Here is a 13,623-nt window from a genome sequence, read left to right on the forward strand (position 1 = left end):
ACAGCGGCACTCAGCGCTTCGGGCTGTCAACCTTCCGCTACGGTGCGGTAGCACCCGATTTGCATGGCCGTGCGCGGGCCGTGCACGGGGCCATCGGTCGATCTCTCTCCCAGGCCTCTGCCGGGCCTCTGCCGGGCCTCTGCCGGGCCTCTGCCGGGCCTCTGTCGGCGTCGGGTCGGCCTCGGTCAGCGTCGGATCGGCGCTGGTCGGCCTCGGTCAGCCGTAGGTGTCGCCGGGGCCCGTGCTGCCGGGGGCGCGCAGCGGGCCGAAGCGGCGGGCGGGGCCCTGCGGGCCGTGCACCTTGATCAGCTTCACGGTGCCGTGGCCGAGGTCCTCGTTGAGCCGCGCCACCAGCTGCGGCGCGAGCAGCCGCAGCTGCGTCGCCCAGGTGGTGGAGTCGCACTGGACGGTGAGGATCCGCTCCTCTTCGTCGTACCGCTGCGGTACGCAGTGCTTCGCGAGGTCGTCGCCGACGATCTGCGGCCAGCGGCCCATGACGCCGCCGACCGCGGCCGGGGTCTCCCAGCCGCGCTCGGTGATCAGGCGGTTGATGGCGGCGCCGAGCGGCTGCGGGTCGCGCCCGTCCGCGCGGGCGCCCGACCTGAGGCCGCCGCGCCTGGCCTGCTTCTTCTGCTCCGCGGCGGCGCCGCGCGCGCGGGCCTGCTCCTTCGCGGCGCGCAGTGCGACCCGGGCCAGGTCGACACCGCTGGGCTCGGCGGGCTTGGGGTTCTCCCCGGGCTGATCCGGCTGGTCCGTCATGCCCGGGTCACCTCGCCGTCCGCGACCGCGTACCGCGTGCCCGCCAGGACGTCCGGGACGTCGTCGTCCACAGCGGCGGTGACCAGGACCTGCTCGCCGGGGGCGACCAGCTCGGCGAGGCGTTCACGGCGGCGGGCGTCCAGCTCGGCGAAGACGTCGTCCAGCACGAGCACCGGCTCGTTCCCCTCGGCGCGCAGCAGGTCGTACGAGGCGAGGCGCAGTGCGAGGGCGTACGACCAGGACTCGCCGTGGCTCGCGTACCCCTTGGCGGGGAGCTGGCCGAGCTTGAGGAGAAGGTCGTCGCGGTGCGGGCCGACGAGGGTGACGCCGCGCTCGATCTCCTGCTTGCGGACTCCGGCGAGGGCCTCGATCAGCTGCTCGTACAGCTCTTCGCGGCTGTGGGCGGTGCCTTCGGCGGACGGGCGGTACTCGAGGGTGAGCGGGCCGCCGCCGGGGGCCAGCTGCTCGTACGCCTTGTCGGCCAGGGGCTGGAGCGTGGCGATCAAGTCGAGCCGCTGGGCGAGGAGTTCGGCGCCGGCGCGGGCCAGATGCTGGTCCCAGACATCGAGCGTGGACATGTCCATGGAGCGGCCGCCGTGCCTGCGGGCCATGGCGGCGGACTTCAGCAGGGTGTTGCGCTGCTTGAGCACCCGGTCGTAGTCGGAGCGGACTCCGGCCATGCGGGGGGAGCGGGCGGTGACCAGCTCGTCGAGGAAGCGGCGGCGCTCGCCGGGGTCGCCCTTCACCAGGGCGAGGTCCTCGGGCGCGAACAGGACGGTGCGCAGGATGCCGAGGACGTCACGCGGTCTGACCTGCGAAGACCTGTTGATGCGGGCGCGGTTGGCCTTGCCCGGGTTGAGTTCGAGCTCGATCAGCTGCTGGCGCTCGCCCTGGCGGACGGCTGCGCGGACGATGGCCCGGTCGGCGCCCATGCGGACCAGCGGGGCGTCGGAGGAGACGCGGTGGCTGCCGAGGTTCGCGAGGTATCCGACGGCCTCGACGAGGTTGGTCTTGCCCTGGCCGTTGGGCCCCACGAAAGCGGTGACGCCCGGCTCGAGCGGGACCTCGACCCGGGCGTACGAGCGGAAGTCGGCCAGGGACAGATGCGTGACGTGCATGGCCGTGGACCGACCTCCCCCAAGTGTGGACAGCCCCATGGATCCGCGTGCTGCGGATCCACAGGCTGTGGATCCGTTGACTGTTCTCTGCGTACTACTGCTTCTCCGCGTCCTGGTGCCGCGGTGCTACTTCTTCTCCACCGCGTGGCCGCCGAACTGGTTGCGCAGCGCCGCGATCATCTTCATCTGCGGCGAGTCCTCCTGGCGGGAGGCGAAGCGCGCGAAGAGCGAGGCGGTGATGGCCGGCAGCGGCACGGCGTTGTCGATGGCGGCTTCCACGGTCCAGCGGCCCTCGCCGGAGTCCTGTGCGAAACCGCGCAGCTTGTCGAGGTGCTCGTCGTCGTCGAGGGCGTTGACGGCCAGGTCGAGCAGCCAGGAGCGGATGACCGTGCCTTCCTGCCAGGAGCGGAAGACCTCGCGGACGTCGGTGACCGAGTCCACGGCCTCGAGCAGCTCCCAGCCCTCGGCGTAGGCCTGCATCATGGCGTACTCGATGCCGTTGTGGACCATCTTCGCGAAGTGGCCCGCGCCGACCTTGCCGGCGTGCACGGAGCCGAAGTCGCCCTCCGGCTTCAGGGCGTCGAAGACCGGCTGGACCTTCGCGACGTCGTCGGCGGCGCCGCCGTACATCAGCGCGTAGCCGTTCTCCAGGCCCCAGACGCCGCCGGAGACGCCGCAGTCGACGAAGCCGATGCCCTTGGCGGCGAGCTCCTCGGCGTGCTTCTCGTCGTCCGTCCAGCGGGAGTTGCCGCCGTCCACGACGACGTCGCCGGGGTCGAGCAGTTCAGCGAGCTCGTCGATGGTGGACTGCGTCGCGGCACCGGCCGGGACCATCACCCAGACGACCCGGGGGCCCTTCAGCTTCTCCACAAGCTCCTGCAGGCTGTGGACATCCGCGAGGTCCTGGTTGCGGTCGTATCCGATGACGGTGTGGCCTGCGCGGCGGATGCGCTCGCGCATGTTGCCGCCCATCTTGCCGAGGCCGACGAGACCGAGCTCCATCAGGTCATCCTTCAATTAGCGTGCTGGTGTTTCGTACCCACGTCCGAGACTACGCCCGGACCTGTTGGCACACCTGCTGGCCTGGGCCGCTCAACTGTGCGGCCCAGGGCCCGCGGTCCGTCCGTCCTCAGCCGCTCAGACGGACGGGCATGATCAGGTACTTGTACGCCTCGTCCGCCTCGGCGTCGACGGCCGGCTTGCCGCTGAGCAGCGCGGGCTTGGTGGACGTCGTGAACGACAGCTGCGCGGCCGGGGAGTCGATCGCGCTGAGGCCGTCGAGCAGGAACGTCGGGTTGAAGGCGATGGAGATGTCGTCGCCCTCCAGCTGGGCGTCGACCCTTTCCACAGCCTGTGCGTCGTCGCTGGAGCCGGCCTCCAGGATCAGCACGCCCTGCTCGAAGCTGAGCCGCACCGGGGTGTTCCGCTCGGCGACGAGGGCCACGCGCTTGACGGCCTCGACGAACGGCGCGGTCTCGATGACGGCCACGGAGTTGAACTCCGTCGGGAACAGCGTGCGGTACTTGGGCAGGTCGCCCTCGAGGAGTCGCGTGGTCGTACGCCTGCCGGCGCCCTCGAAGCCGATGAGGCCCTCGCCCGCGCCGGAGCTGGACAGGGCGATCGTGACGCTGTCGCCGCTGGTCAGCGACTTGGCGGTGTCCTGGAGCGTCTTGGCGGGGACCAGGGCGACCGCGGAGGTGTCCGGCACCTCGGGCTTCCACAGGAACTCGCGGACCGCGAAGCGGTAGCGGTCGGTGGAGGCGAGCGTGACCGTGTCGCCCTCGATCTCGATCCGCACACCCGTGAGCACCGGGAGGGTGTCGTCACGGCCGGCGGCGATGGCGACCTGGGCCGCGGCCGCGGCGAAGACCTCGCCGGGGACGGTGCCGGTGGCGGTCGGCATCTGCGGCAGCGCCGGGTACTCCTCCACAGGAAGGGTGTGGAGTGTGAATCGCGAGGAGCCGCAGACGACCGTCGCGCGCACACCGTCTGTGGAGATCTCCACCGGGCGGTTGGGGAGGGCGCGGCAGATGTCCGCGAGCAGCCGGCCGGAGACGAGCACCGTGCCGTCCTCCTCGACCTCCGCCTCCACGGAGACGCGCGCCGAGACCTCGTAGTCGAAGCCGGACAGGCTCAGGGCGCCGTCCTCGGCCTTCAGCAGCAGGCCCGCCAGGACCGGCGCCGGCGGACGGGCGGGGAGGCTGCGTGCCGCCCAGGCCACTGCCTCCGCCAGTACATCGCGCTCCACCCGGATCTTCACGTAAGCCGCCTCCTGCTGTTGCCTGGCTGCTCGCCCTGCTGGCCTGCTGAGCCCTCTGGGCTCTCGTCGGTTTGGTCGGTGCGTCCCCAGGGTGGGGAGAACACCGGGGACCAGTCTGACGCACGGCACCGACACTCGGTGCGGCTCGGGGTCAAGTCGTGATGAGCGGCAGTCGACCGACGAAGCGCGAGTTGTGCACAGCCCCGTCTTCGAGACAAGTTTCCAGGGTTATCTAGGTGGGAGTAGTAGTAGGGCCTGTGGAAACCGTGGATAACCTCGTTTTCCCAGGTCAGGCCCCAGATTTTTTCCACTGGTCCTGTGGGTGGAGCCCGTGGATAACCCGGCTTCGCTGTGGACACAGAAAAGTTCTGCACACCCGATACACAGGACAGGGCCAGTTCTCCCCAGCGCTGTCCCCAGCTTTACCCCGGTTGCCCACAGGGCAACCCAGCACCTTGGTGTGACGCCTTTCACTCGACCCAGTGAGAGGGTGCGGTGCGTTGCCGAACAGTGGACAGCCATGTGGAGAAGCTGGGGAAAGCTGGGGACAACCGGCCTCAGCCTGTGGGTTGCCGGTGGACAACGCTTCGGGCGCCCTGTGGGCAAGATCTTTGTCCACAGCCTGTGGAGATCTTTCATCCACGAATCCACAGGCACCTGACCTGCGGTGATGATCTGTCACCAAGGCCGCCTGTGGACGCAGTATGGACAACTTCCCAGTCCCCAGGGTGTGGACGGGCCCAGACCCACATTTCTGTGGAGAACAGCCTCCCGCAGACCTGGAATCGAACACTCGGCGACCCCTGGAGAAGAGCCGCGCGCTCCACAGCGGGCTCCGGACACAGCAAACAGCGGGCTCCGGACACAGCAAAAGGCGCCCGGAGCGGATGCTCCAGGCGCCCTTGAGAAGCTCTCGCTGCGGCTGTCAGCCGTTCTTGATGCGGTTGGTGAGCTCGGTGACCTGGTTGTAGATGGAGCGGCGCTCCGCCATCAACGCGCGGATCTTGCGGTCGGCGTGCATCACCGTCGTATGGTCGCGGCCGCCGAACTGAGCGCCGATCTTCGGCAGGGACAGGTCCGTCAGCTCACGGCACAGGTACATCGCGATCTGCCGGGCCGTCACCAGGACGCGGCTGCGCGAGGATCCGCACAGGTCGTCCACCGTAAGACCGAAGTAGTCCGCGGTCGCCGCCATGATGGCCGGTGCCGTGATCTCCGGAGCCGCGTCCTCGCCGCCGGGGATCAGGTCCTTGAGGACGATCTCCGTCAGACCGAGATCCACAGGCTGTCGATTGAGCGACGCGAAGGCCGTGACCCGGATCAACGCCCCTTCCAGCTCACGGATGTTGCGCGAGATACGGGACGCGATGAACTCCAGGACCTCCGGCGGAGCGTTGAGCTGCTCCTGCACCGCCTTCTTACGGAGGATCGCGATCCGGGTCTCCAGCTCGGGCGGCTGGACGTCCGTGATCAGGCCCCACTCGAAGCGGTTGCGCAAACGGTCCTCCAGCGTCACCAGCTGCTTGGGCGGCCGGTCGCTGGAGAGCACGATCTGCTTGTTCGCGTTGTGGAGGGTGTTGAAGGTGTGGAAGAACTCCTCCTGCGTCGACTCCTTGTCCGCGAGGAACTGGATGTCGTCGACGAGCAGGATGTCCATCTCGCGATACCGCTTGCGGAAGCTGTCGCCCTTGCCGTCGCGGATGGAGTTGATGAACTCGTTGGTGAACTCCTCCGAGCTCACGTACCGCACGCGCGTGCCCGGGTAGAGGCTCCGCGCGTAGTGTCCGATCGCGTGCAGCAGGTGAGTCTTGCCGAGCCCCGACTCCCCATAGATGAACAGGGGGTTGTACGCCTTGGCCGGTGCCTCGGCGACCGCGACCGCGGCCGCGTGCGCGAAGCGGTTCGATGCGCCGATGACGAACGTGTCGAAGAGGTACTTCGGGTTCAGCCGCGCCGTCGGCTCACCGGGCCCCGTCGCGGGCGCCGGCTGAGCGGCGAGCGGGCCGGGCGCACCGCTGGAGGCGGGCAGCGAACTGGACCCGGGTCCCGCGCCGTGCATACCCCGCCCACCGGGACCGGTGTGACCGCCGTGCGTCGGGTGACCGGACCGCGGACCGCCGTGGTTCTGATGCCCACCGGGTCCACCGGGTCCACCGGGTCCGCTGTGTCCCGAGTCGGAGTGCTCCCTGCGCTCCCCCCGCCCCTGCTGCTCGTACGGCGACCGCTCCTGTTCGTACTGCGGGCGGTCCTGTTCGTACGACGGCCGCTCCTGCTCGTACTTTGAACGGTCCTGGTCGTACGAGGTGCGCTCCTGCTCGTACTGCGGGCGGTCCTGGGGGCCGGAGCGGTAGTCGTGCTGGCTGGAGGGAGAGGCGTACGGGTCGCGCTCGGGGTAGCCGAGGCGGGGCTGCTGCCAGCCGTAGTCGTCCTGCGTCGGCCGCGGCCAGGCGCCGGGTTCCGGACGCTGATAGTCCGGGTAGGCGGGGCGGGCCGTCGGGAGCTGGTCGTTGTGCGATCCGTTGTGCGTGCCCGGGTGGTCTCCGCGTCCCGCGGTCAGGTCATCGCGGCGCCGGTAACTCTCGTACTGCTCGCGCTGGTCGCGGTCCTGGTTCGCGCCCGGAAGCTCCTGGTCCTCGTACCGCTGCTGCGGCTCCTCGTAGCGCTGCGGGGTGGGGGCGGGAGCGGGGGACGGTTCGTTGGCGGAGTCGTCGACGGTGATCGCGATGCGGATCGGGCGGCCGCACTCGCGGCTCAGGGTCTCGCTGACCACCGGGGCGAGCCGGCCTTCGAGGACGCCCTTGGCGAACTCGTTGGGCACGGCGAGCAGTGCGGTGTCGGCGACCAGTGCCAGTGGCTGGCAGCGCCGGATCCAGTGCTCGTCCTTCGCCTCGACGCCCTGACCGCGGCCCTCACCCAGGAGTTGTTCCAGCACGCGTGGCCACACTGCGGCAAGATCGGCAGGTACGTCAGCCACAGGGCACGCTCTCTCATGGGTCCCACGAAGGTGTGGTTCTCGGGACGGGTCGAAACGGAAATCGGGTGGCGCGGGGGGAAGGGAACGAATCGGAGTTCAGCCAAGGTAGTCAGGGCGACGGGTGCGGTTCAAGTTGTTGTCCACAGGCTGTGCACAGTGTCCCCCGCGTACTCCCGGTTTGACCGGATGGCGTAGCCGCGCGTACCGTGACCAGGTCGAGTTGTCGATGGCTGCTGCCGCCTGCCTCCGATGGGCATGGATCACGGTCCGATCCGAACCGTGCAGCGGTGCACTCGGGCGTATGCGAGCTCCTCGCGGGCGCACGGTGACAGCCAGACGACACCCGCCGTCACCCGATTCATTTCTGGAGCCCCCGAGTGAGCAAGCGCACCTTCCAGCCGAACAACCGTCGTCGCGCGAAGACCCACGGCTTCCGGCTGCGGATGCGCACCCGTGCCGGCCGCGCCGTCCTGGCGTCCCGCCGTGGCAAGGGTCGCGCCCGCCTGTCTGCCTGACCGCAGCAGGTCATGACGTCGTGCTGCCTACCGAGAACCGGCTGAGGCGGCGCGAAGACTTCGCGACCGCGGTACGCCGAGGACGCCGGGCCGGCCGCCCGCTTCTCGTCGTCCATCTACGCAGCGGTACAACGGACCCGCACGTGCCTGGGGAGAGCGTTCCCCCGACGCGTGCGGGTTTCGTCGTGAGCAAGGCCGTGGGCGTGGCGGTCATACGGAACAAGGTGAAGCGCAGATTGCGGCACCTGATGCGCGAGCGGCTGGCCCTGCTGCCCCCCGGTAGCCTGGTAGTCGTACGCGCGTTGCCCGGAGCGGGCGACGCCGACCATGCACAGCTGGCCCGAGACCTGGACGTCGCCCTGGAGCGGCTGCTGGGAGGGGGCGCGCGATGAAGTACCCACTGCTGGCCTTGATCAAGATCTACCAGTGGACCATCAGTCCACTCCTCGGCCCTGTGTGCAAGTACTACCCGTCGTGCTCCCACTACGGCTTCCAGGCCATCGACCGGCACGGTGCGATCAAGGGGACGGCGCTCACTGCCTGGCGCATCCTGCGGTGCAATCCGTGGTCGCACGGAGGCGTGGACCATGTTCCGCCGCGCAAACGACCTCGGTGGCACGAAATGCTGCGCAACGCCTGGCGCAACAAGGGCGGGAACTCCGCCACTGAGACCCCGTCCCATGCTCAAGGAGCCTGATTAGTGGACACGATCGCCAGTTTCTTCAGCTTTATCACCACACCTGTCGCGTGGGTCATCGTCCAGTTCCACAAGCTGTACGGGGCGATCTTCGGCCCGGACACGGGCTGGGCCTGGGGCCTGTCGATCGTGTCTCTGGTGGTTCTGATCCGGATCTGCCTGATCCCGCTCTTTGTGAAGCAGATCAAGGCCACTCGTGGCATGCAGACACTGCAGCCCGAGATGAAGAAGATCCAGGAGCGCTACAAGAACGACAAGCAGCGCCAGTCCGAAGAGATGATGAAGCTCTACAAGGAGACGGGCACCAACCCGCTCTCCTCGTGCCTTCCCATCCTGGCGCAGTCGCCGTTCTTCTTCGCGCTGTACCACGTGCTGAACAGCATCGCGTCGAACAAGACGGTCGGCTCCGTCATCGATGAGAAGCTTCTCGCGAGCGCGCAGCAGGCTCACATCTTCGGTGCCCCGCTGGCCGCGAAGTTCATGGACAGCGCCGAGAAGGTCGCTTCCCTCGACGCCACGCTGCTCAACGTCCGCATCGTGACCGCGGTCATGATCATCATGATGTCGCTGTCGCAGTTCTTCACGCAGCGCCAGCTGATGACGAAGAACGTCGACATGACGGTCAAGACGCCGTTCATGCAGCAGCAGAAGATGCTGATGTACGTCTTCCCCGTCATGTTCGCCGTCTTCGGCATCAACTTCCCCGTTGGTGTGCTCGTCTACTGGCTGACCACCAACGTGTGGACCATGGGCCAGCAGATGTACGTCATCCGCCAGAACCCGACCCCGGGCAGCAAGGCGCAGGCTGCGTACCTGGAGCGGCTGCAGTCCAAGCTGACCCGCAGCGAGGGCGCCAAGATGCGCAAGGGCGAGCGCAACATCGTCAAGGCGATCGTCGCCAAGGGCCGCGACCGCAACGACATCGAGCGCAAGTTCATCAACGGCCTGAGCAAGGCCGGGCTCGGCGCGCAGACCGACGGTCTGGTGGCGAAGAGCGACACCGCCGTCGCCGTGGCCGAGGGCGACGAGTCCGGTGCCGCCGGCGGTACGCCGAAGCGGCAGCAGCCCAAGCGGCAGAGCAAGTCGCAGCGGCAGTCGGGCACCGCGCAGGCGCAGCCCACTCAGAGCGACTCCGACGCCAAGACCTCGCTGCAGAAGTCGGGAGACGAGCCCAAGGACTCCGTTTCCAAGGCCAAGTCGACGGGTGCCAAGCCCGGCACCGGCACTGGCAGTGGTACCGGCAACCGCAGCAAAGCCAAGTCCGGACAGCGCAAGGGTCCGCAGCGGCCCAAGCACCCGTCCAAGAAGTAGGAAGAGGAGCCCATCCCGTGACGGAAGGCACCACCACCTCGGCTGCTGCTGAGGCCGGCGACACCCTGACCCACCTTGAGCAGGAGGGCGAGATCGCGGCGGACTACCTCGAGGGTCTGCTGGACATCGCCGACCTCGACGGCGACATCGACATGGACGTCGAAGCCGATCGCGCCGCTGTCTCGATCATCAGCGACTCCGGCGGCCGTGACCTGCAGAAGCTGGTCGGACGTGACGGCGAGGTGCTCGAGGCCCTGCAGGAGCTCACCCGGCTCGCCGTGCACCGCGAGACCGGTGACCGCAGCCGCCTGATGCTGGACATCGCCGGTTTCCGCGCCAAGAAGCGTGCCGAGCTCTCCGAGCTGGGCGCCAAGGCCGCGGCCGAGGCCAAGAGCAGCGGTGAGCCGGTCAAGCTCAATCCGATGACGCCGTTCGAGCGCAAGGTCGTGCACGACGCGGTCAAGAGCGCCGGTCTGCGCAGCGAGTCCGAGGGCGAGGAGCCGCAGCGCTTCGTCGTCGTTCTCCCTGCCTGAGCCCCAGCAGTTCCCGGCCCCGTCTGTTTCGCAGGCGGGGCCGATCTTTGTCAGCCTGATAGTCAGCACCCAGTGCGGTACGGAAGGACGGTCCCCGTGACGGAGGCAGCAGAACTCCCCCCGGCGCCCGAGCAGGCCCGTGAGGTATTCGGTGAGCGCTTCACGGACGCGGTCCGGTACGCGGAGCTGCTGGCCGACGCAGGAGTGCGGCGCGGTCTGATCGGCCCGCGCGAAGTGCCCCGGCTGTGGGAACGGCACCTGCTGAACTGCGCGGTGCTGTCCGAGGTCGTGCCCGAGGGCGTGACGGTGTGCGATGTGGGCTCGGGTGCCGGGCTTCCGGGGATCCCGCTCGCCCTGGTCCGCCCCGACCTGAAGATCACGCTCCTTGAGCCCCTGCTGCGTCGTACGAACTTCCTCACGGAGGTCGTCGAGCTGCTCGGCCTCGACCATGTGACGGTCATGCGCGGGCGTGCCGAAGAGGTGCTCGGCAAGTTCCAGCCTGTCCATGTCGTGACGGCCCGTGCCGTGGCGCCGTTGGACCGCCTGGCCGCCTGGGGCGTACCGCTGCTGCGGCCGTACGGAGAGATGCTGTTGCTCAAGGGCGACACCGCCGAGGAAGAGGTCAAGGCGGCCAAGGCCGCGCTGAGCAAGCTCGGTGCGGTGAAGACCTCCGTGCTGCACGTCGGTGAGGGCGTGGTCGACCCGCTGTCCACCGTGGTGCGGGTCGAGGTCGGGGAGAGTCCCGGCGGGGTGCGGTTCGCGGCGAAGCGGGCCAAGGCCGCTCGGCCCTCGCGGGCTGCGCGCGGGCGTCGTCGCTGACGCGTAGCGGGGACCCGCTTGTCTGAGTGGCCCGCTGTGGTGGTCACGGTTCTTCGCTACTGAACGCCCGGACCGCGTGTGCGAGTTGAGGCGCCTTCACGTCTCGCCGCCTCCGGTATGGATAAAGCGGGCAAATCGGAGTGTCACGGGTTAAACGGACGCCGCACTGGCATCGTGTTTCACGTGAAACGTCGCTCACTGCTGCAGGGGATCATCAGCCGAGGTCGCGCCGCCGCCACCCCGCGTGACCGGAAACCCCCCGTAAGGGGGGCGGAGTTTTCCACAACGGTGGATTCATCCACAGAAGAACGGGCCTCGCTGGTTCGCGACCCCAAGGGCATGGGAGGCTCTGTTCATTGCGAGCCTGAAGTCGAGGAGAGTGAATCCTTGCGGTCCGACGCCAACATCGCGGGACCGATGACCGATCCGGTCCCCGGTCCCCGTACCGAATCGGCGGGGGAGGATGTTTCACGTGAAACACCGACCCCGATGGACGACACCCCCATTGGTCGTGCTGCCCAACTGGCGGTGGAAGCTCTTGGCCGCGCCGGCGAGGGCCTCCCACGGCCCGAGCAGACCCGAGTCATGGTGGTCGCCAACCAGAAGGGCGGGGTAGGGAAGACGACCACGACGGTCAACCTTGCCGCCTCGCTCGCGCTGCATGGTGCGCGCGTTCTGGTGATCGACCTTGACCCGCAGGGCAACGCCTCCACGGCGCTGGGGATCGACCATCACGCCGATGTCCCTTCCATCTACGACGTGTTGGTGGAGAGCAAGCCGCTCTCCGAAGTGGTCCAGCCCGTCCCCGACGTCGAGGGGCTCTTCTGCGCCCCGGCCACCATCGATCTTGCCGGTGCGGAGATCGAGCTGGTGTCGCTGGTCGCGCGGGAGAGCCGTCTACAGCGGGCCATCCAGGCCTACGAGCAGCCGCTGGACTATGTCCTGATCGACTGCCCGCCGTCCCTGGGTCTGCTCACCGTCAACGCCTTGGTCGCCGGAGCAGAGGTGCTCATCCCGATCCAGTGCGAGTACTACGCACTGGAGGGCCTCGGCCAACTGCTCCGCAACGTCGATCTCGTACGCGGGCACCTCAACCCCGACCTGCATGTGTCGACGATTCTGCTCACCATGTACGACGGGCGGACCCGCCTTGCCTCCCAGGTGGCGGACGAGGTGCGCAACCACTTCGGCGACGAGGTGCTGCGGACGAGCATCCCGCGTTCCGTACGTATCTCGGAGGCTCCGAGCTATGGGCAGACCGTGCTGACTTATGATCCGGGGTCGAGTGGCGCACTCTCGTACCTCGAAGCAGCCCGCGAGATGGCGCTGCGTGGGGTGGGCGTACGGTACGACGCACAGCAGGCCCACTCGCGTATGCAGAACGGGCAGCAGAATATGGCGGAGGGGATCCAGTGAGCGATCGACGTAGGGGGCTGGGCCGGGGACTGGGCGCGCTGATCCCTGCCGCCCCGACAGGAGAGAAGCCGGCGCCGTCGGCCGAGGGCGAGGGCTCGAACTCCCCCAGCTCTGTGCCTCTGCTGACCGCTGAACGAGGCGTTCCCGCGGCCAAGTTGGCTTCGCTGCCGCAGGGCAATGTTTCACGTGAAACGGAGCCGCCGCCGAGCGAGACCGTCTCGACGCCGGAGCCGCCCGCGGGTGCGCACTTCGCCGAGCTTCCGCTTGACAGCATCACCCCCAACCCGAGGCAGCCGCGTGAGGTCTTCGACGAGGACGCGCTCGCCGAGCTGATCACCTCCATCAAGGAGGTCGGTCTCCTCCAGCCCGTCGTCGTACGGCAGTTGGGGCCCACGCGCTATGAGCTCATCATGGGTGAGCGGCGCTGGCGGGCGTGCCGTGAGGCGGGGCTCGAGCGGATTCCCGCGATCGTACGGGCCACGGATGACGAGAAGCTGCTCCTGGACGCGCTCCTCGAGAACCTGCATCGCGCCCAGCTGAACCCGCTCGAAGAGGCCGCGGCATACGACCAGTTGCTCAAGGACTTCAACTGCACGCATGACCAGTTGGCCGACCGGATCGGGCGTTCGCGTCCGCAGGTCTCCAACACCCTGCGGCTGCTGAAGCTCTCGCCGGCCGTGCAGCGTCGGGTGGCGGCCGGGGTGCTGTCCGCCGGGCATGCTCGGGCGCTGCTGTCGGTGGAGGACTCGGAGGAGCAGGACCGGCTCGCTCACCGGATCGTCGCCGAGGGGCTTTCGGTGCGAGCGGTCGAGGAGATCGTCACGCTGATGGGCTCGCGGCCCAAGAGCGCGCCGCGCAGCAAGGGCCCGCGTGCCGGTGGCCGTGTCTCGCCCTCGCTCACCGATCTCGCGTCCCGGCTCTCGGACCGCTTCGAGACGCGGGTGAAGGTGGACCTGGGGCAGAAGAAGGGCAAGATCGTCGTTGAGTTCGCCTCGATGGACGACCTGGAGCGCATTCTGGGCACGCTCGCTCCGGGCGAGGGGCCGGTCCTGGACAAGGGGCCGACGCAGGACGCCGACGAGTAATGGCGTAGCTGAGAGGCCGACGCAGAGCAGGTCGTGTCCGGTGTGCACCGGAACACGGCCTGCTCTTTGCTTTCCGCCGGTATCGGTGCAATCGCTGGGTGGATACGATGCGATCGAGTAGGGCGCATCCACCTGG

At 68.5% G+C, this 13,623-nt stretch carries 13 protein-coding genes; 8 read left to right on the forward strand and 5 right to left on the reverse strand.

Annotated elements, in window-relative coordinates; translation table 11 throughout:
- Positions 1-216: 216 nt before the first annotated feature.
- The 5 genes from RCO28_RS35290 to dnaA all read right to left on the reverse strand — a co-directional run bounded on the left by RCO28_RS35290 (position 217) and on the right by dnaA (position 7,111).
- The gene (locus tag RCO28_RS35290) at positions 217-759 is read right to left on the reverse strand and encodes a DciA family protein (RefSeq protein ID WP_308945456.1); all 543 of its coding nucleotides are present in this window, start codon (positions 757-759) and stop codon (positions 217-219) included.
- Complete coding sequence (recF, locus tag RCO28_RS35295) at positions 756-1,877, reverse strand: DNA replication/repair protein RecF (RefSeq protein ID WP_308945457.1); 1,122 nt, start codon at positions 1,875-1,877, stop codon at positions 756-758. The genes RCO28_RS35290 and recF overlap by 4 nt, the downstream gene beginning before the upstream one ends.
- 126 nt (positions 1,878-2,003) lie before the next feature.
- Entirely contained in the window at positions 2,004-2,879 is an 876-nt protein-coding gene (gene gnd / locus RCO28_RS35300) for a phosphogluconate dehydrogenase (NAD(+)-dependent, decarboxylating) (RefSeq protein WP_308945458.1), read from the reverse strand.
- 127 nt (positions 2,880-3,006) lie between these two features.
- Entirely contained in the window at positions 3,007-4,137 is a 1,131-nt protein-coding gene (gene dnaN / locus RCO28_RS35305; protein ID WP_308945459.1) for a DNA polymerase III subunit beta, read from the reverse strand.
- A 925-nt stretch (positions 4,138-5,062) separates the two neighbouring features.
- Positions 5,063-7,111, reverse strand: coding sequence for a chromosomal replication initiator protein DnaA (gene dnaA, locus RCO28_RS35310; protein ID WP_308945460.1), 2,049 nt, complete (start codon positions 7,109-7,111; stop codon positions 5,063-5,065).
- Between the two features lie 377 nt (positions 7,112-7,488).
- Here dnaA and rpmH point away from each other — a divergent pair, with 377 nt between their 5' ends.
- The 8 genes from rpmH to RCO28_RS35350 all read left to right on the forward strand — a co-directional run bounded on the left by rpmH (position 7,489) and on the right by RCO28_RS35350 (position 13,487).
- Positions 7,489-7,626, forward strand: a complete 138-nt coding sequence (rpmH, locus tag RCO28_RS35315; protein WP_052578310.1) for a 50S ribosomal protein L34 — start codon at positions 7,489-7,491, stop codon at positions 7,624-7,626.
- A 20-nt stretch (positions 7,627-7,646) separates the two neighbouring features.
- Positions 7,647-8,018, forward strand: coding sequence for a ribonuclease P protein component (rnpA, locus tag RCO28_RS35320; RefSeq protein ID WP_308945461.1), 372 nt, complete (start codon positions 7,647-7,649; stop codon positions 8,016-8,018).
- Complete coding sequence (yidD, locus tag RCO28_RS35325; protein ID WP_308945462.1) at positions 8,015-8,323, forward strand: membrane protein insertion efficiency factor YidD; 309 nt, start codon at positions 8,015-8,017, stop codon at positions 8,321-8,323. Before rnpA ends, yidD begins: the two co-directional genes overlap by 4 nt.
- Positions 8,324-8,326: 3 nt before the next feature.
- Positions 8,327-9,634, forward strand: a complete 1,308-nt coding sequence (gene yidC, locus RCO28_RS35330; RefSeq protein WP_308945463.1) for a membrane protein insertase YidC — start codon at positions 8,327-8,329, stop codon at positions 9,632-9,634.
- Positions 9,635-9,651: 17 nt separating this feature from the next.
- Positions 9,652-10,167: a R3H domain-containing nucleic acid-binding protein gene (locus RCO28_RS35335; RefSeq protein ID WP_308945464.1), complete on the forward strand. Its 516-nt coding sequence runs from the start codon at positions 9,652-9,654 to the stop codon at positions 10,165-10,167.
- 96 nt (positions 10,168-10,263) lie between these two features.
- Positions 10,264-10,986, forward strand: coding sequence for a 16S rRNA (guanine(527)-N(7))-methyltransferase RsmG (rsmG, locus tag RCO28_RS35340; RefSeq protein ID WP_308945465.1), 723 nt, complete (start codon positions 10,264-10,266; stop codon positions 10,984-10,986).
- 339 nt (positions 10,987-11,325) lie between these two features.
- A complete protein-coding gene (locus RCO28_RS35345; protein WP_308945499.1) occupies positions 11,326-12,402 on the forward strand; it encodes a ParA family protein in 1,077 nt (358 codons plus the stop codon).
- On the forward strand, positions 12,399-13,487 hold the full coding sequence (locus RCO28_RS35350) for a ParB/RepB/Spo0J family partition protein (protein ID WP_308945466.1): 1,089 nt from the start codon (positions 12,399-12,401) through the stop codon (positions 13,485-13,487). The genes RCO28_RS35345 and RCO28_RS35350 overlap by 4 nt, the downstream gene beginning before the upstream one ends.
- The last annotated feature ends 136 nt before the right edge of the window (positions 13,488-13,623 follow it).

Source organism: Streptomyces sp. LHD-70 (assembly GCF_031157275.1).
In the GTDB taxonomy this organism is placed as follows: Bacteria; Actinomycetota; Actinomycetes; order Streptomycetales; family Streptomycetaceae; genus Streptomyces.

Coding starts and splice junctions, on each gene's coding strand:
- RCO28_RS35290 (WP_308945456.1), bottom strand. CDS start 759: ATGACGGACCAGCCGGATCAGCCCGGGGAGAACCCCAAGCCCGCCGAG.
- recF (WP_308945457.1), bottom strand. CDS start 1,877: ATGCACGTCACGCATCTGTCCCTGGCCGACTTCCGCTCGTACGCCCGG.
- gnd (WP_308945458.1), bottom strand. CDS start 2,879: ATGGAGCTCGGTCTCGTCGGCCTCGGCAAGATGGGCGGCAACATGCGC.
- yidD (WP_308945462.1), top strand. CDS start 8,015: ATGAAGTACCCACTGCTGGCCTTGATCAAGATCTACCAGTGGACCATC.
- RCO28_RS35345 (WP_308945499.1), top strand. CDS start 11,326: ATGGGAGGCTCTGTTCATTGCGAGCCTGAAGTCGAGGAGAGTGAATCC.